Origin of the sequence: Christiangramia echinicola DSM 19838 (assembly GCF_000423065.1) — a bacterium.
Lineage (GTDB): Bacteria > Bacteroidota > Bacteroidia > Flavobacteriales > Flavobacteriaceae > Christiangramia > Christiangramia echinicola.
The window spans coordinates 129,142-148,358 of the sequence record NZ_AUHG01000010.1; the positions used below are offsets into that span (position 1 = coordinate 129,142).

12 protein-coding genes are annotated in these 19,217 nt (G+C 36.6%); 2 read left to right on the top strand and 10 right to left on the bottom strand.

Going from position 1 to position 19,217, the window contains the following annotated elements:
* Window positions 1–21 precede the first annotated feature (21 nt).
* The gene (mfd, locus tag G530_RS0101025) at window positions 22–3,399 is read left to right on the top strand and encodes a transcription-repair coupling factor (protein ID WP_026932755.1); all 3,378 of its coding nucleotides are present in this window, start codon (window positions 22–24) and stop codon (window positions 3,397–3,399) included.
* Window positions 3,400–3,517: 118 nt separating this feature from the next.
* Here mfd and G530_RS0101030 read toward each other — a convergent pair whose 3' ends face one another.
* From G530_RS0101030 to G530_RS0101040, 3 genes are all read right to left on the bottom strand, one after another.
* Window positions 3,518–3,880: an endonuclease domain-containing protein gene (locus G530_RS0101030; protein WP_026932756.1), complete on the bottom strand. Its 363-nt coding sequence runs from the start codon at window positions 3,878–3,880 to the stop codon at window positions 3,518–3,520.
* A 76-nt stretch (window positions 3,881–3,956) separates the two neighbouring features.
* Window positions 3,957–5,336 carry a DUF5689 domain-containing protein gene (locus G530_RS0101035; protein WP_026932757.1) on the bottom strand — a complete coding sequence of 460 codons (1,380 nt, stop codon included), beginning with the start codon at window positions 5,334–5,336 and terminating at the stop codon, window positions 3,957–3,959.
* A gap of 11 nt (window positions 5,337–5,347) precedes the next feature.
* Window positions 5,348–8,167 carry a carboxypeptidase-like regulatory domain-containing protein gene (locus G530_RS0101040; RefSeq protein WP_026932758.1) on the bottom strand — a complete coding sequence of 940 codons (2,820 nt, stop codon included), beginning with the start codon at window positions 8,165–8,167 and terminating at the stop codon, window positions 5,348–5,350.
* Between the two features lie 175 nt (window positions 8,168–8,342).
* Here G530_RS0101040 and G530_RS0101045 point away from each other — a divergent pair, with 175 nt between their 5' ends.
* A complete protein-coding gene (locus G530_RS0101045; protein ID WP_240472117.1) occupies window positions 8,343–9,326 on the top strand; it encodes an endonuclease/exonuclease/phosphatase family protein in 984 nt (327 codons plus the stop codon).
* A 140-nt stretch (window positions 9,327–9,466) separates the two neighbouring features.
* Here the strand turns inward: G530_RS0101045 and G530_RS0101050 are convergent, their stop codons facing one another.
* From G530_RS0101050 to hppD, 7 genes are all read right to left on the bottom strand, one after another.
* Complete coding sequence (locus tag G530_RS0101050) at window positions 9,467–9,904, bottom strand: 50S ribosomal protein L27 (RefSeq protein WP_026932760.1); 438 nt, start codon at window positions 9,902–9,904, stop codon at window positions 9,467–9,469.
* A gap of 90 nt (window positions 9,905–9,994) precedes the next feature.
* Window positions 9,995–12,727: a TonB-dependent receptor gene (locus G530_RS0101055; RefSeq protein WP_026932761.1), complete on the bottom strand. Its 2,733-nt coding sequence runs from the start codon at window positions 12,725–12,727 to the stop codon at window positions 9,995–9,997.
* Between the two features lie 347 nt (window positions 12,728–13,074).
* A complete protein-coding gene (pgi, locus tag G530_RS0101060; protein ID WP_026932762.1) occupies window positions 13,075–14,706 on the bottom strand; it encodes a glucose-6-phosphate isomerase in 1,632 nt (543 codons plus the stop codon).
* On the bottom strand, window positions 14,707–15,942 hold the full coding sequence (locus G530_RS0101065; protein ID WP_026932763.1) for a peptidoglycan DD-metalloendopeptidase family protein: 1,236 nt from the start codon (window positions 15,940–15,942) through the stop codon (window positions 14,707–14,709).
* 6 nt (window positions 15,943–15,948) lie between these two features.
* Complete coding sequence (locus tag G530_RS0101070; RefSeq protein ID WP_026932764.1) at window positions 15,949–16,914, bottom strand: tryptophan 2,3-dioxygenase family protein; 966 nt, start codon at window positions 16,912–16,914, stop codon at window positions 15,949–15,951.
* A gap of 2 nt (window positions 16,915–16,916) precedes the next feature.
* Window positions 16,917–17,693 carry a DUF3108 domain-containing protein gene (locus G530_RS0101075; RefSeq protein ID WP_026932765.1) on the bottom strand — a complete coding sequence of 259 codons (777 nt, stop codon included), beginning with the start codon at window positions 17,691–17,693 and terminating at the stop codon, window positions 16,917–16,919.
* Between the two features lie 302 nt (window positions 17,694–17,995).
* Window positions 17,996–19,138, bottom strand: a complete 1,143-nt coding sequence (gene hppD, locus G530_RS0101080; RefSeq protein WP_026932766.1) for a 4-hydroxyphenylpyruvate dioxygenase — start codon at window positions 19,136–19,138, stop codon at window positions 17,996–17,998.
* Window positions 19,139–19,217: the final 79 nt, after the last annotated feature.

Below are 19,217 nucleotides of genomic sequence, written 5' to 3' on the forward strand. Positions count from 1 at the left end.
TATGAAATTATATTTGCCATAATGAGTACAAGTCTTATCGCCCAGAAATTTGCACAGTCCCCGCAACAGCAGGAACTGCAAAATGCTATTGCTTCTTCCCAAAAAAATCACTCAAATATTCACCTTAAAGGCCTTGTAGGATCTGCACTTTCTTTTGTTGCCGCAAATGCTTTTAAGGAGTCTGATCATCCTTTCCTGATGATCTTTAATGATAAAGAGGAAGCAGCTTATTATCTCAATGACCTTGAGCAACTGGTTGGTGAAAAGAATGTGCTTTTTTATCCGGGTAGTTACCGAAGACCTTACCAGATCGAAGAGACAGATAATGCTAATGTTCTTTTAAGGGCTGAAGTTCTTAACAGGATCAACTCCCGAAAAAAACCTGCGCTAATTGTTACCTATCCTGATGCACTATTTGAAAAAGTGGTAACCAGGAAGGAACTTGATAAAAGTACTTTGAAGATCGCCGTTGGCGATGAACTTTCTATAGATTTCGTGAACGAGGTTCTTTTTGAATACCAGTTTAAAAGGGTGGATTTCGTAACTGAACCGGGAGAATTTTCAGTTCGTGGAGGTATTATAGATGTATTTTCTTTCAGTCATGACGAACCATATAGAATTGAATTTTTTGGGGATGAAATAGATAGCATCCGGACTTTTGATGTGGAAACACAGCTTTCTACAGATAAAAAAAAGAAGATCTCTGTAATGCCAAATGTCGAGAACAAACACCTCGATGAAGTTAGAGAGAGCTTTTTAAAATATATTTCAGCAAAGACCATAGTTTTTATTAAAAACCTTGATCTTCTTTCGGCTCAGGCAGATAAGCTTTTCATAAAGGCAGAGGAAGCTTTTAAGGAACTTTCAGAAGACGTTAAGCATAGTGAGCCTAAAGAATTATTTTGCAATGGAGAGCTTATAAAAAAACAATTACTGGAATATTCTTCAGTTGAATTAAGCACCCAGGCCTTTTTAAAAGCTGAGAAAATAATAGAATTCCATACAAAGCCACAACCTTCTTTTAATAAGCAATTTGAATTACTTATTGAAAATCTTATTGAAAACCAAGAGGCAGGATATTCCAATTTCATCTGCTGCGTTAGCGAACAGCAGGCTAAACGATTTCATGATATTTTTGAAGATCAGGAGAAGCAAGTAAAGTATCAAACCCCGGTTTTTTCAATGTTTCAGGGTTTTATAGATGAAGACTCTAAAACAGTATGCTATACAGATCATCAAATATTTGAGCGTTATCATAAATTCCATTTAAAGAATGGCTATGCCAAGAAGCAGGCTATTACTTTAAAGGAATTAACCAACCTGGAAGTCGGCGATTATGTGACACATATAGATCACGGAATAGGAAAATTTGGTGGCCTTCAGAAGATAGATGTGGAAGGCAAAAAGCAAGAGGCGATAAAATTGATCTACGGAGAAAGGGACATTCTTTACCTGAGTATTCATTCACTACATAAGATTTCAAAATTCAACGGTAAGGATGGCAAGCCTCCGAAGATCTATAAACTTGGTAGCAACGCCTGGAAAAATCTTAAAAAGAAAACCAAGGCAAGAGTTAAGCATATTGCTTACGATCTTATAAAGCTCTATGCAAAGCGCAGGTTAGAGAAAGGTTTTAAATACGATCCTGATTCTTATCTACAACACGAGTTGGAAGCTTCATTCATGTATGAAGATACTCCAGATCAAAGTTCGGCTACTGCTGCGGTGAAGGCAGATATGGAAAATGAACGCCCTATGGACCGCCTGGTTTGTGGAGATGTTGGTTTTGGTAAAACTGAAATTGCCATTAGAGCAGCTTTCAAAGCCGTGGATAACAATAAACAGGTTGCGATCCTGGTTCCAACAACTATTCTGGCATTTCAGCATCACCAGACTTTTACTGAACGATTAAAGGATTTTCCAGTAAGGATAGATTATCTGAATCGATTCAGAACTGCGAAAGAGCGAAAGCAAACTCTTGAAGATCTTGAAAACGGTAGGGTCGATATTATTATTGGTACACACCAGCTGGTAAGCAAAGCGGTGAAATTTAAAGATCTTGGTTTACTTATCGTAGATGAGGAACAAAAATTTGGAGTTGCGGTAAAAGACAAATTGAAGACTATCAAGGAGAATGTAGACACCTTAACATTAACTGCTACACCTATACCAAGAACCCTTCAATTCAGCCTGATGGCAGCGCGTGACTTATCTACTATTACCACTCCACCACCAAATCGTTACCCAATTGAAAGTCATGTGATTCGATTTTCTGAAGAGACCATACGTGATGCCGTTTCTTACGAGATTCAGCGTGGAGGGCAGGTTTTCTTTATTCATAACAGGGTTGAGAATATTAAAGAAGTTGCCGGGATGATCCAGCGATTAGTGCCAGACGCTAAAATTGGTGTGGGTCACGGACAGATGGAAGGAAAAAAACTGGAAAAATTAATGCTTAGCTTCATCAATGGCGAATTTGATGTACTGGTATCAACTACGATCGTGGAAAGTGGCCTGGATGTTTCTGAAGCGAATACGATATTCATAAATAACGCTAATAACTTCGGCCTTTCAGACCTTCACCAGATGCGGGGACGTGTGGGACGAAGCAATAAAAAAGCTTTCTGTTATTTCATAACTCCACCTTATTCAGCAATGACAGAGGATGCCAGGAAAAGAATTACCGCTTTAGAGCAATTCTCAGAGCTGGGAAGTGGTTTTAATATTGCTATGAAGGACTTGGAGATTCGTGGTGCAGGAGATCTACTTGGTGGAGAACAAAGCGGATTTATAAATGACATTGGCTTTGATACCTACCAAAAGATCCTGAACGAGGCTATTGAAGAATTAAAAGAAAATGAATTCCGTGATCTATATGCAGAAACAGAGGACCTGGAGCATAAGGATTTTGTAAAAGATACGCAGATAGATACAGATTTTGAACTACTCTTCCCTGATGATTATATTAACAACATTTCAGAAAGGTTGAATCTTTATACCAAACTGAACGAGCTAAAAACTGAAGAAGAACTTCAGAAATTTGAAGCTGAGTTAGTGGATAGATTTGGAGAATTACCAACCCAGGCCGTAGATCTATTAAATTCTGTAAGAATAAAATGGATCGCTGCTAAAATAGGTCTGGAACGGGTGATCATGAAGAAAAACAAAATGGTAGGTTACTTTATTGCCGACCAGAAATCAAGGTTCTACCAAACCAATAATTTTACCAGGGTACTTCAATATGTGCAAACGCATAGGCAGAACTGTACCATGAAGGAAAAGGAAACTCGCGGTGGATTAAAGCTCCTGCTTACTTTCGACAGGATAACCTCGGTAGAAAAAGCTTTAAAAGTATTACAGCCACTGGATTTTAGAGAGATAAAAGAGGTAGAGGTCTGACCTTTCCGTCACGCCCTAGGCGTGACACCTTCCCTTATCTTTAGGGAAGGAGCAATTTTAGATTTTAAACTAAAACTCCCATCCTATTTATAGGAGGGGTGTCCGAAGGACGGGGTGGTCAGTTTCTAAAATTATCTTCTATTTCCTGTAATACTTGAGCAAGACCCTCAAAAACCATTTTATTTTCGAACCTAATTACCCTAATCCTAAGTTCATTCAATCTTTCTGTTCTAATTTTATCTTTCTCCTGCGCTAATTCATTGAAATGAATCTCACCATCTAATTCAATAGCCAGTCTTTCTTCGGGAGAATAGAAATCAATTATATAATTTTCAATACTATGCTGCCTTCTGAATTTTCTACCCTTCAATTTCCGATTTTGCAAATTCTTCCATAGAGTTGCTTCGGCGGGAGTTAGTGATTTCCTAAGCTTTTTTCTGTAAGACTCTAAATATTTTCTGTTGTGAATTCTTTTATTCATGATTCTTGTTTTGACACTTCCGTCACGCTCTGAGCGTGACACCTTCCCTAAAAATTAGGGAAGGAGCTTTTAAAATTTAATTCCCTGTGATCCTAATATTATCAAGGTCATAAGTGGTGGTTTTATCTGGAGCAGCTCCTAAATACCTGAAGCCAATCCAGACTTTACCTTCCAGGCAGGAAATATTAATTTCTGACTCTCTGAATATAGTAGAATTGGCGCCCGAAGGGCCCAGGGGAATATTTGCATCAAGCTCAGTCCAGTTCGTATTACGCGGATCTCCGGTAAAATATGACGCTATAAATACTCGCATTAAAAGTCCGTTATCATAGGAAGATAGAATATCAAATTTCAGAATTTCATCAGTAGTTTCACTTAAATCTATTTCCGGGGTTACCAGCCAGGCTTCTAACGGACTTTCATTGGTATTGTAGGCAGAAACTCGAAGAATCCTGTTTCCCGCAGATAAGGTTGGAGTGAATTTTTTTTCACCACCGCTTACATTAATATTTGTCCATCTGCGAGAATTCAAAGTCGTATTAGAGGTAACTCCATCAAAATTTTCTTCTAACAGGAATTTTGTGCCTTCTATTAGACCAGTCCCGCAGTCCAGGTAGACGGGATCGCAACGTTGGTTATTCATTTCAAGTGCATCGGGTGTATTTACAACCACAACATAATGTTCGTCATAAAAATCGCGAGTTAAAATACCTTCTATACTTCCACTTCCTGTGGGCAGCAATAATGATTTAAAATCTGAAAAAGTACTCGTACTCAAAATTGTTGTTGATCCAGTAGCACAACTTACTAATTGTCTTTCTCCATCGTATTGATCTACTATACTTGAGGCAAATGAATACCGTTGATCTGTTTTTACAAGATTAGGATCAAATTGTACATTTTCGAGCTTTATATATAGGTTTTTATATTCATCTGAAAACTCATCAATTTTAATTTCTAGCGGAACAATACTCTGTTTTTCACCTGTTCTAATTATATGTTCGCCAATTAATGATTTTGGTATCGCCACAACATCACCCATATCCCGAATGCCTAATTGTAATACACCATTATTGAATCCGAGGCTCAATCCATCAAGTTTAACCACAACTTTTCTACCCACATCAAAAGTTTCAAATACTGAATTATCATCGATCAAAATTTGAATTCCTGAAGTGGGGTTTTCAGGCTTATCCTGAACTATTATTTCTTTATAAAAATTACCTCCTTCATCACTTGAGACTACGTAGCCCTCGAACCAGGTATTCGAATCGCTAAAGGTATAGATCTCTCCTGTCCCGGGATAAAAATTCCCTTTTACTGCTGCTATCGTGGTAAAATCTCCTTCAATATTTATTTCAGGTACTATTAAATCAGGGATTTCATAATCATCTGTCTTCACGCAAGAATTAAACATCATCGCCATCATCAAACTTATTATTACCCCTTTTCTCATGATCTAAATATTTAAAATCTAAAACTCAGGTTTGCAAAAAAACTAGTGCCATATCCCAGCCAGTATTTATTTCCAAATACAGGTATTTCTCTATCCATATCTTCCTTTAAAATCCTGTAATTGGAATTTCTGGCCTGTTCAAATCCACCGGACTTATATTCTTTATCCAGTAGATTATTTATACTCATGAAGAATCCGAGATATTTATCTTTTATCCTCCAGGACTTGCCTCCCACCATGTTCACCAGGAAATAACTTTGAAATTGTTCCTGCTTTAATAAATCCTGGGCAATCTGATTATCATAGTCCAGTAAAGGAAATCCATCATAATCTGTCTGAAAATTAGATGTTCTGGTTAAGGGATTAATATCAATAAAACCATGCGAAAAATAATTGACGGTCGCCCCAAACCACCAATAAGCCGGATCGCGATATTCGAAACCAACCAAAGCAGCTCTTTGAGGTCCGCCGGCGAGGTAATAATCCTTTAGATTTGATTTCCCAAAATCTTTGCTGAAGCTGGCTGAACTCAAATACAACGACGGATTATTAGCAAAGATAAATTGCCCTAATGAAGCGACAGCTTTCACTTTTAAAGTAGTTGTAACCTGATATTCACTACCAAATTCCAGTCCCAATAATCGTTTATCAATTTCGGTGAGAACCTCCTGAACGAAAGCCGCTGTATTTTCAGCTCCTAAACCACCGAGACCATTCGTGAAATAATAGGAAATTTCCGTTGCGTTGTTGATCCTGGTCAAATAACCGGTAAGACGTACATTAAATTTAGAAGACCTGTATCTATAACTGAGATCTGTGGTTTGGATGATTTCCTCCCTACTATTATCTACAACTTCATTATTCTGTCGTGGATTTACAAATACATTTCTAAAGCCAGGCGGTTTACTGAAATAACCTAAATTAAATTCAATATTCTGCCTGCCTGAAAATTTATAGATGAAACCCGACTTTAGTCCAAAATCGAGAAAAATCACTTTATCACTATTCCCCAGGGAGGTTTCAGAAAAAATCCCATTCTGATAATTTCCTTTGCGTTGATACTGAACCGTTCCAAGTTTTCCGGTCAAGCTCCATTCAAGCCTTTTAAAATTATACCGTGTTTGAATAAAAGCTTCAGATAAATTTGAACTAATATCGTAGTCATACTTATATTTTTCACCTGCTTCAACAAGCCTGTTGGGATTTAAAAGATTGGATTGTTTCGCCAGTACCAGAGGGTTTTCAGCAACCTCTTCAGCAAAAACATCGATATCCAGAAAATTATTTCCACCAAAAAGATCTGTAATCCTCGCGAAATTGTAACTTTTTAAAGCGGTATATCTAACCCCAGTATTTATTTTAAAATTATCCCGTATTTTCCAGTCAAGAATAAGGTTTGCGGTGAGTTGCTTGTCTTGATTTACATCATCTGTCAGGGCATATATTGCATTATTTCCGTTCTCAGAATTTGATGTGTTGGCCAGGTATAATTGATCCCAATCTAGTTGTCCACTAATTTTAAAATCTTTCTGCACACGAAAAGCGGCCTCATAATTTTCAGAACCGGGATACCGAAGGTAATATCCGGGTAATTTCTGGTAGTATGAAGGATCTGGATTTGCTCCTCCGCCTAAATAGGCTTCCTGTCCATCAAGGTTTGCCATCGTTGTTCCTCCATAATCTATTCTGGAATTCGCCACCTCCCCAAATTGGTATGCGAAATTGGTATTCAAATCTATATTACTGGATACTTTCCAGAAATGGTTAATCATTAGAACAGGTTCTTCAACTTCTCTCAACCTTGAATTTCTTATTTCGCCTTCCTGATATCCCCAGTAGGGATTATACTTTCTTCCCTTAAGATCAAGAACCTCCTGTGTTAGTGGAGAAGATTTACCTCTAGTTACAGGAGTATAAAATCCTGAAAAATTTAGTGAATGTTTATCATCGATCTTCTTCTCTATAGAAGCGAAAAATGAATTTGAATCATATAAGGTTCCGTCCATATAACCTTCCTCTGCATAACGCCTTGCTATAGAAAACGCATAGAACCATCCATTTCCTTTCTCACCAGATGCATAAGTTGCCATTAACCTTCCAGTATATGATCTGTTTGATCCCGCAACTGAAACCCTTGTCCCTTTCTGATATTTTGAGGCCCGCATCAATATGTTAGTAGTACCACCAAGCCCACCAAAACTATATTCTCCAGATGCGATCCCATTGCTCAAAACCTGGTTACGCTGCACATCATTTAAGCCTCCCCAGTTACTCCATTGAGGCCGGCCATCATATAGCTTATTCATCTCTATACCATTGATGAGCAATTTTCCATATTCAGAGCCCAGACCTCTAACGCGGAAAAAAGTCTGACTAAAATCGAATGCAGCAGCGCTTAGGTATACGTCCCTGGTAGATTGTAAAATTCCTGAGATATTATCAAATTCCCCTTCTTCTGAAAGGATTTCAGATTCTGACAATGTTATTGTTGATTGCTGGCTTCGCTCTTGAAATTCATCTGGTTGAAGTAGAATTTTCTCTAGAGTTTTAATCTCTGAAGTTATTTTTACGGGTAAGCGTTTAGTTATATAACCCGTTCTGGAAATTATAAGTATCACTTCTTGTATCGCAATAGTTTCCAGCCCGATAGAAAATGTTCCATCGGCTTCGGTTAGGGTTTCTGTAAACGAACCCTGAATTGCAATTTTAACCTGTGGTAAGGGCACATCGGTGATTGCATCTACTAATCTGCCCTTGATGGCAGAATTCTGAGAATTCACATTCAGATTTATAAAAATGAAAGTGAACACCCAGAAAATCGAAATTTTCATCTAGTGCCTCGTCATCGAAATGTAATATAATGTTAATCATTAATGACATAACCAGCAAATTATCAGAACTTTAAACCTAATTAATCCTGAAAATAATTTGAAGACACTCCTCATATCGGTTATTTTAGTTTTTAACCTGATCCACATTTCAGGCAATATGGTATATTGTCAGAATATGAAAGATTACCAGATCGAGACCGTGGCATTCTATAACGTAGAGAACCTTTTTGATACCGTAGACGACACTTTAACCTTTGATGATGATAGGACAGCTTTAGGAAAAGATCGCTGGACAGAGGATCGCTATGCGCAAAAGATAGAGAACATTGCAAAAGTGCTTTCTGAAATTGGTATTGACGAAGCCAGTAAAGCTCCATTAATCATAGGTCTATGCGAAATAGAGAACAGGCTAGTTCTTGAGGATCTTATTTCCCACCACTATTTACAGGAAAAGAATTACGGAATTATACATTTTGATTCACCAGATGAGCGCGGAATAGACGTAGCCTTGTTATACCGAAAAGAGGGTTTTATTCCTTTAAATTCCAGGCCCAGGAAATTAATGATCTACGAGCAGGATAAACGAGATTACACAAGGGATCAACTTGTGGTAAGCGGACTGATGCATGGTGAGGAAATACATTTCATAGTAAATCACTGGCCTTCCCGTTCTGGTGGGGAAGCAAAAAGCAGTTATAAGCGTGAGAAGGCTGCTCAACTCAACAAGAGAATCATAGATTCTTTATATCGAGAAAATCCAAATGCGCGAATTATAGGAATGGGAGATTTTAACGATGATCCTACCAATAAAAGCTTTAAAAAGTTCCTACAAACTAAACCGGAAATTAAAGAATTGAAGGAAGGGGAACTCTATAATCCTATGGAAAATATGATGAAAAATGGAAAAGGAACCCTGGCTTATCGAGATTCATGGAATTTATTCGATCAATTTTACTTATCTCAGAGTTTAGTTTCAAGAAATTTTGATGGCTTTCAGCTTTATAAAGCAGGAATTTTTAATCCGCCCTATGTTATAACTCAAACCGGACAATATAGGGGATATCCATTCAGGACTTATGGAAGTTCAGGTTACGAACCTGGATATAGTGATCATTTTCCGGTATACCTTTATTTAATAAGGGAAGTGAAAACTCAATAGAAATCATATTCAATAAAAGCAGTTTTTTTAAAACAAGATCTTCAATGAAATTCAGACTTAAAATAAAAACCTCCGGAATTTCCGGAGGTTTTTTTGTGTAATATCAAACTTAAGCATTGCAGTTTAATGCAGATATATCTCTAGTTAAACCAGGCGCTCCATGGGATTCTTGAAAGGACTACCACAAATGCAAAGCCATAAAAAATGGATAACATTTTAAATTTAGGCCTGGAGGTAAGCTTCTTCTTATGTTTAGAGTACCCAATAGTTATCAAAACGATCGCGATGATCATCATAAGAGGATGTTCAACAAGATAAAGTCTCAAAGTATCGTTTTTCATAACTTCACCCATACCACCTTCCCAGCGTCCCATGTTACCGGAAGTAAAGTATAGAACAATACCTATTAGCAACTGAATATGGGAAACAATTAGCGTAAAAAGAGCAATTCTAAAATTTGTAGCAGAATATTCCTTATTCGCGGCAAAACCAATTATAGCATTAAATGTGGCTATAAGCAGCATGAATAATACTAAATAAGCCCAATATGAATGGATAAACTGAATTGTTTCGTACATATAAAATTATTTTTTTTTAAAGATAACAGAAATACATAAAAAAACGCCCCGAATAATCGGGGCGTTTAATATTATAGAATAAGAATTTCCTTAGAAATTAAAAGAAACACTTGCATTCCAGGTTCTACCCCATCCAAAGAAAACATTATTTCTAGTGTTTACTCCATCATAAGTATCATCTCCAGGACCTGCAAGAATGTTAGTATTAGATTCAGAAATATAGATATTATCTGTTACGTTATTCACGTTAAGTCTGAAACTTAATCTATTCTCTCCAAGATCTAACCCGTAAGAAGCACCAAGGTCTAATAGACCATAAGAAGGCACTTCGAATACTTCAAAATTAGGATCGTCTAATGCATCTGTAGCATCGAAATCTGCATATATATTATCAGCATATCTATAAGTCGCATCAACGCTTAAATTATCAATGATTTGATAATCTGCTCCTAAACTAGCTGTTAACTGAGCTGCATTTCCAACCTTTACTCCATCAAGACTTAGTACAGCATCATCAACTCCTGGAATTGGGTTTTGATTCTCATCGAAGTAAGAAGCTACAACATCATCCTTATATTCCCAATCTCCAATAGATAACATACCATTCCATCTGAATTTATTTCCAACTCTTCCGTAGAAATCGAATTCAATTCCTTTGTGTACCTGAGTAATTCCAAGAAGGTTCGCTGTACCTCTAATTTCCTGAGGAGTATCTTCAAAGAAAGTCGCGTTATCAGACTCAAATCTATCAGCCCATGAAGTTCTGTAGATATTCACATTCGCATTGAAGAATTGAGAACGGAAACCGTAACCTAATTCTAATCCAAATACCTGCTCATTTGTAAGATTTGGATTTAGAGTGTTTCCGAAGTTGATGTAAACTGCATCAAAAAGTGGTTGTTTTGAATAATATCCAATGTTACCAAATACATTATGCTTCGCATCAATATTAAAGTTCGCTCCACCTTTAATGTTTCCTCCAACGATATTTTCCCAGTCAGTTTCCTGATTTCCAGGAGCTTCGTTGAAATATTCAATTCTTTTGAATCCCTGGTTAGAGATAGATCCCTGAACAAAGGCAGACAATTTATCTCCTGCATACTCTAATTGTCCAAATGCACCAGCCCATCTTACAAGACCATCATTATTATAGTCAATTTTCTCCTCATCATCAATACTCTTGAATACATTTAAAGTATTGCTAATAGTAGGATCATAAGTTTCATTTAAGAATCTCGATGGGTTATTACTATCTGCAGTAGAACGGTAAGTATCCGCTCCCATTAGATTTACTAACCTACGGTAATGGAAACCTTTGTAAGATCTTAAATCTGCTCCCAGGTCTAAAGTAATTTTATCGGTTAATTCAGTTTCAAAGTTTGAAATAACACCAAACCAGTTATGAGAGTTTACAGAAGAACGTTGAGACATTCCGTTTTCACCTGAACGATCTCCGTTTCCAGAATTCACAAATTGCCCCTGGTAAGTTCCGTCACCAGAATAAGTCTCTCTAGGATCTCCAAAAGCAGGTACATCAGCACCAGAGTTCCATGCAAAAATATCATCAATAGGTAATAGACCATCATCTGTTAATGGTAATGCAAAAGATTGTCTTCCATTAATTCTACCAATAGATCCTATAGATCCACCACGTCCAAATGATGCGTATGCTGTGGTTGAAAGTTTAGAAAGACTGTTAATATCCCATTCCCAGCTAAGAGATGCTACTGGTTTGTGATAGAAGTTTCCAGCAAATGTGAATTCTTCTCCATTTCTATATCCAAAATCTGGATTGTATTTTTCATTAGGATCTCCATTTTCACCATATTCCAGGTAACTTGAAAGCGGAGTAAAGGCACCTCTTTGATTATGTTGCTGAGGAGCACCTGTTAACATGAAGTTGAATTCATGATCTTCATTTGCCTGGTAACCTACACCAATAAAGTAGTTATATCCTTCAAATTCAGTTCCGTTTACGTAACCATCTCCAGAAGTTCTGCTTAAAAGGAAAGATCCAGACCAACCATTATCGTTAAGTCCAGTATTATAAGAAGCTACAGTTTTTAAATAACTATCGTTACCAACACTAGCTTTTACAAAACCACCTTCAGACATTTGAGCTGAACGAGTTACTACGTTGATAGTACCTCCTACAGAAGAAACCGCAAGTTTAGAAGAACCTAAACCTCTTTGTACCTGAACAGCTGAAGCTACGTCACTAAGACCCGCCCAGTTACTCCAGTATACAGCTCCATTTTCCATATCATTCACAGGAATACCGTTGATCATCACCGCAGAGTTTTGAGTATCAAAACCACGAATGGTAATACGAGAATCTCCAAATCCACCACCTTGCTTAGTAGCATAGATAGAAGGAGTAGTATTAAGAATCTCAGGAAATTCCTGGTTTCCTAATTTCTCCTGAATTTCTGAAGAACGAATAGTTGATACAGCTACTGGAGTTTGACGATCCTTTGCAAGATCTACAACTCCCGTGATCACTACCTCAGATAATGCGTTTGCATCTGGACTTAAAGTTATTTGTCCAAGATCTACAGTTTGACCTCCGCTAACGTTAAATTGAACAGTTTTTGGCTCGTAACCAACAAAACTTATTCTAATTTTTCCGGTAGCATCTTCAACGTTAAGACTAAAGTTACCGTCAAAATCGGTCATGGCTCCTTGTTGCGTACCAACTACCATCACATTGGCACCTGGTAAAGGACCATCCATTTCAGAATCCATTACTGTACCAGTAACAGTTCCTTGAGCAAAAATTGTAGCAGATGCAAATAACATTGCTAACAGTAATAATTTCCTCATTTGTTTAATTGTTTGAGTGTTTGATTTAAATTCGGTGCAAAAGAACACAATTCTGACAAATCTATTATTATCTAAGTGTTAAGAGTTTTAACTTTTAACGATTGAAAAATGCCAGTTTTCACAGAATTGAATCAAAAAAATAAGATTTATCCTACGAAAAAACACCTATATAACTGTATTTCAATTATTTGATAACATTACTTACATTGCAATTTATTGTTAATAAATTTTTTCAATAAAAAATAAAAAGCCCCGGCAAAACCGGAGCTATTAAATATAAATAACTGTAAATTATACTTTTAAACTAGTCGTTAATTTACAAACAGGGCTATATCATTCTGAAATTTCTATTGGATATAGTGTTTTAGTAAATTCCTGGTCGAAGAATCGTGATTATCCACAGATTTTACTGAGAATTCAGCTAATATCTTACTGGCTAACTGTTTACCCAGTTCCACTCCCCATTGGTCATAACTAAAAATATTCCAGATGATTCCCTGCACAAATATTTTATGTTCATACAATGCTATCAATTTACCCATACTTTCTGGAGTAAGCCTGTCAATCAATAGAGTATTTGTAGGGTTATTACCCTTAAAAACTTTGAATGAACTAATTCTATCAATTTCTTCCTGACTGAATCCTTTGGATTTTAATTCTGATTCAACCTCTTCAGCATCTTTACCGTTAAGCAAAGCTTCAGTTTGGGCAAAATAGTTCGCCATTAACTTATCCTGATGAGTTTTATCACCAAATAGAGATCTTTTGAATCCTATAAAGTCTGTCGGGATTAATTTAGTTCCCTGATGGATTAACTGGAAAAAAGCATGTTGAGAGTTTGTTCCCGGCTCTCCCCATATAATAGTACCGGTTTCGTAATTTATCTTTTCCCCATTACGATCAACACTTTTACCATTACTTTCCATAATGGCCTGCTGAAGGTATGAAGGGAATTTATCTAAATATTGAGAATAAGGAATTACGGCCTCACTTTCGGCTTTAAAGAAGTTATTATACCATATAGTCAATAAAGCGAGCTGAACAGGTAAGTTTTGCTCAAATGGAGTTTCTTTAAAATGCTTATCCATTTTTTGTGCACCTGTAAGTAAAGCATCAAAATTGTCATATCCAATAGCCAGACTTATTGAAAGACCTACTGCACTCCATAAAGAAAAGCGGCCTCCAACCCAATCCCACATCGGGAAAATATTCTTAGGATCTATACCAAATGAGGCTACTTTCTCAAGATTAGTTGAAACAGCTACAAAGTGTTTTGAAACCTCTACTTCCGGTACAGATTTTAAAAACCACTCTCTAACTGTTGTAGCATTGCTCAAAGTTTCCATGGTAGTGAAAGTCTTTGATACAATGATAAAAAGTGTAGTTTCGGGATTCAGGTTTTTTATTGTTTCCTGTACATGATCTCCATCTACATTAGAGATGAAATGCAGCTTAAGATGGTTCTTATAGAATTCCAGACTTTCGGTAACCATTGCCGGCCCAAGATCTGATCCTCCAATGCCGATATTCACCACATCGGTAAATGGTTTTCCTGTATATCCTTTCCTGGTACCATCTATAATTTCATTACTGAAATCACGAATCTTAGCCTTTACATTCTGAACTTCGGGAACTACATTCTCACCTCTAACTTTTACTTCAGCATTTTTATCTGTTCTTAAGGCAGTATGAAGTACCGGGCGATTCTCTGTCTGGTTAATAGACTCTCCTCCAAAATAACTTTCTATAGCTTCATCTAGATGACATTCCTTAGCAAGCTTAATCAATAGATCCCTGGTGTCTTCGTTGATCCTGTTCTTACTCAGGTCAACATAAAAATCTTCCCATTTAAGGGTGAACTTTTCTGCACGATCATCATCTTTAGCGAACATATCTTTCATATGTTCATTTTCAATTTGCTTAAAATGATCTTCTAATTCCTTCCAGGCTTTTGTTTTGGTTGGATTTATATTTTTCATTTAAATGTTTTTGAAGGGTATTTGCTCCAGCTCATCTTTTAATGGCTCTATATGTGCAAAATATTCATCTTTCAGTTCTTCTTCAATATGCTTGGCCGAAGGTAAATTTTGACGGAAAGGATCTACCTGACGTCCATTTACCCAAAACCTGTAACAAACATGTGGCCCGGTTGCAAGACCAGTACTCCCCACATATCCAATCACATCACCCTGTTTTACAGTCTGCCCATTTCTAACCGCTCTTTTGGTCATGTGAAGATACTGCGTTGTATATTTACTATTATGGCGTATTTTCACGTAATTTCCGTTACCGGAAGTGTAACTGGAAGCGATCACGGTTCCATTCGCAGTACTCACAATGGGAGTATTATAGGCTGCAGCATAATCTGTTCCCAGGTGAGCTTTCCATCTCTTTTGAACCGGGTGAAACCGTCTTTTGGTATATCTTGAAGATATTCTGGAATAATCCAGGGGCGCTTTTAGGAAGAAACTTTGCAATGCCTTGGCCTCTTCATCATAAAAGCTTGGTTTCCCTGTTAAAGTATCACTTAAATAATTGAAGGCATAGAAAGGTTTATCTGAATGCTTAAAAACAGCGGCATCTACTTTTTCTACACCAACAAATACCGTATCGTCTATATATTTCTCATGATAAACCATCTTAAATTGATCACCTTTTTGAAGTTTGAAGAAATCTATACTCCATTGGTAGATATTAGATAATTCATAAACCAGAAGATTACTTAAGCCCTGTGTTTGCATAGCTTCAGAAAGAGAAGAAACGATCACGCCTGAAACCTCTCTTCTTTTTACTGAAACCGGTCTTTTCCTGGATTCAGCATAAATACTATCCCCAATAGAGACAACCGTGTAATTTATCTTATCATTCTCATAAATAAAATATTGAGGTGTCTTAGCTGAATCTTTAGCCTTCAGGATCATATACTTCTTTCCGGCAGTAATTCTGGCCGGGTTAAAAGTATCCTTTACCTTATTAGATATTTCATATACTTTTCCATGACCAACACCATTTTGATCCATAATGAATCCAAAACTATCTCCAGATTCTATGGTATCTCTAACCACCTCAAAGTCGTTTAGAACAAAACCATATTCTTTTTCAACTGGAGGTAATTTCTTTTTTTTAACCTCTTCATTTACAGCCTGGTCTTTTTCCTCATCATTGCAGGCAACAAAAGCCAGCATCAACATTAACAATAAACCTAATTTCTTCAATTTTTCTTACTTTTTATTTTCTGTATTAAACGTATGGTTAACCCATTGTTTGCCCCAATTTTCCTTTTCTTCTTTACTCCATAGATCAGGAAAGAAGGATATTCTTTGAAAGCTTGGCGGAAGGAACTTCTTCCAGTTAGTTCCTCCTGTAGCTTTAACTGTTTCTTTATCTTTACTAAGGTACCTGTAGGCAGCCCCCATATGCATCAGCAACCAGTTGATGTTTACATTAACATCCAGATTTCGCATTGCCTTAACCAGATCTTTATCATTACGGTCGTCTTCATGCATCTTTAGATAACGGTGATATATCGTATTTTCATACACAGCATTAGCAATCCTTAAAAACCGGGGGGTATATCTTTTTTCAAATTGTTTTAAAGTGAGTGTTTTTTCGCCGGTTTCCAAATCTATACCTCCTTTTTTCCAGTAGATATTCTCATAGAGCTCATCTATGCTAGTTTTTTCTGAAAAATCATTTCGAATTTCTGCGGAAACTAAATTTTCTAAAGGAGTAGAATACAACTCGATCATTCTGAATTGAGCCGATTGAAAACCACTGGCCGGAAGTAAAGCCATTCTGAATTTCAGGAACTGTTCTCTTTCCATTCCCTTGATCATCACATCAAAAGAATCGATCAAGATCCTGAAATACCTGTTTATTCTATTGAGCTTTTCGGTAAAGAAAGAAGCCGTAAGCGTAGCACTCTCAATGATCTGTTTCTGTTCGTGTATTATAAGCTTGAAATACAGTTCGGTGATCTGATGATAGGTGATAAAGATCATTTCATCAGGAAAGTGTGTATTTGTCTTTTGCAGACTAAGCAAGGTGTCTACCTCAATATAATCCCAGTAGGATAAATATCTATCATAAAGCAATCCATCCAAATAGGACCCCATATCCTGTCCCGAATTTTTGAACTTCTCTTCAAGTTTAATAATTCGTTCCGCGATCTCGGGTTTTATTTCCATATTTATTTCATTAAGATACTAAACTGATGTTTAAGTCCTTTATAAGCCTCTAAGTCGGCATCTAAAGACCCAACCGCCAGGTCTGCTTCAATTTTAACGGGAATTTTATTCTTATCGTCACTAACCCAAAAAGTAAGACTTTCCTTTTCTTTAAAAACTCGACCTGCTAGTACATAGGGTCTGAATTTAAGCGTCGCTACTTTTCCAAATTTAGTCTTGATCACTTCCCTACCTAGAAATACAAGTTTGAAATCAACGTTTTCATCATCCAAAAACATATTCAATCTCAGCTCTTTTCCCGGCTTTAAATCATCACTGTCAATTTGGTTGCGAATATAATAAAATGAGGATAACATGTCGTGCACATTTTCAGGTACAGAATAGCTTTTTTTGGTATTATTTTTATGATCTGATACATGTGCCTTATTATCTCCATGATCAAAGTCTATTTCCAGGTCTTTCGTGTAACCGCCTTCGTTGATCTTTCTGATGAATTTGTACGGCTTCCCTGTTCTTTTATCTATATAAGACTGATAATCATCATCAACCTTAAAGAATAAGCTTAATAGTCCGGTAGATTTCCCTCTACCTTTAATATGATACACTGGTTTATTCTCCAACCTGGTTTCGTCAACTTCCAGGGTAGCATAGCTAGCATTGAAAATACCGTAATGGATTCGGAATTTAAACCACTCGCCGTCTTTAAAGGCTTTTTGAGAAAATAAATGGGAGGTACTAACTAAAAAACAAAGTATGGTAATTGTAAAAAGTTTTTTCATCATAATATTTTTCCTAAGTATCAGTATTTCTGGGGTTAATACACCATTTACAATTACTATTCCAAAAGTATTAAAACAAAAAACCCCATCAAATTAATGACAGGGAATTTTATCTTATTAACCAACTAAAACTTAAATTATGAAAAAAATTTAAAAATGATTTTTGGTAACCACTCCAAAAATGCGGTGCAAAAGTCTGATATTTCTACCTTACCTACAATAGGATAATTAAGTTTAACTAAATAATTATCTAATTATCAATTTTTAAATTTCAAAGCTTAATTTTTAGCAATTTTTTAATCTTAATTTAATGTTCCTCGCAAATCCTGCTCTCTTTCTATAGCCTCAAATAAGGCTTTAAAGTTTCCTTTCCCGAAAGATTGAGCGCCTTTTCGCTGAATAATCTCGAAAAACATGGTTGGTCTGTCTAAAACAGGTTTTGTAAAGATCTGCAATAAGTAACCTTCATCATCTCGATCTACAAGAACTCCGAGTTCCTTTAATGGTTCAAGATCTTCATCTATTTCACCAACTCTATCTAGAAGATCATCGTAATAAGTTTCTGGTACGTAAAGGAATTCAACACCCCTATCCCTTAACTGAGTTACCGTTTCGATAATATTATCTGTTGCTAATGCGATATGTTGCACTCCTGCTCCATTATAAAAATCGATATATTCCTCTATCTGAGATTTTTTCTTTCCTTCTGCAGGTTCGTTAATAGGAAATTTGATACGACCATTCCCATTACTCATTACTTTACTCATTAAAGCAGTGTAATCTGTAGAAATATCCTTATCATCAAAAGAAACCAACTGAGCAAATCCCATCACTTTTCCATAGAATTCAACCCATTTGTCCATCTCGTTCCAACCTACATTACCAACCATATGGTCAATAAACTTCAATCCTGTGTCTGGAGATTTTGCCTTTGTATCAAAAACTCTGTATCCAGGTAAAAACGGCCCTTCATACTCACCTCTTTCAACGAACAGGTGAATAGTTTCCCCGTAAGTATGAATTCCAGAGATCACTGCTTTACCATTATCGTCCTCTATCTCATATGGTTCCACGTAAGACTTAGCGCCTCTCTTGGTAGTTTCTTCATAACTCTTTCTGGCATCATCTACCCAAAGCGCCACGAATTTCACTCCGTCCCCGTGTTTGTTGATGTGTTCATTTATATCACCTCCTTTTTCTAGTGGAGAAGTTAATACGATCCTGATCTTTCCCTGTTGCATTACATAAGAAACACTATCCTTTTTTCCAGTTTCCAGTCCGGCATAAGCAATTGGCTGAAAACCCCAGGCGTGCTGGTAATAATAGGCTGCCTGTTTTGCGTTCCCTACGTATAATTCAACGAAATCTGTCCCTAGAATAGGCAGAAAATCTTCTGCCTGCGGAACTACCTTTTCTAAATTTAATGATGTGCTATCTTTTGACATTATATTTTATTTTTTTTGGATTATTGATATTGTAATAAATTGAAGTTTCTTTTCAAATTATTACCACATCGCTCTATCC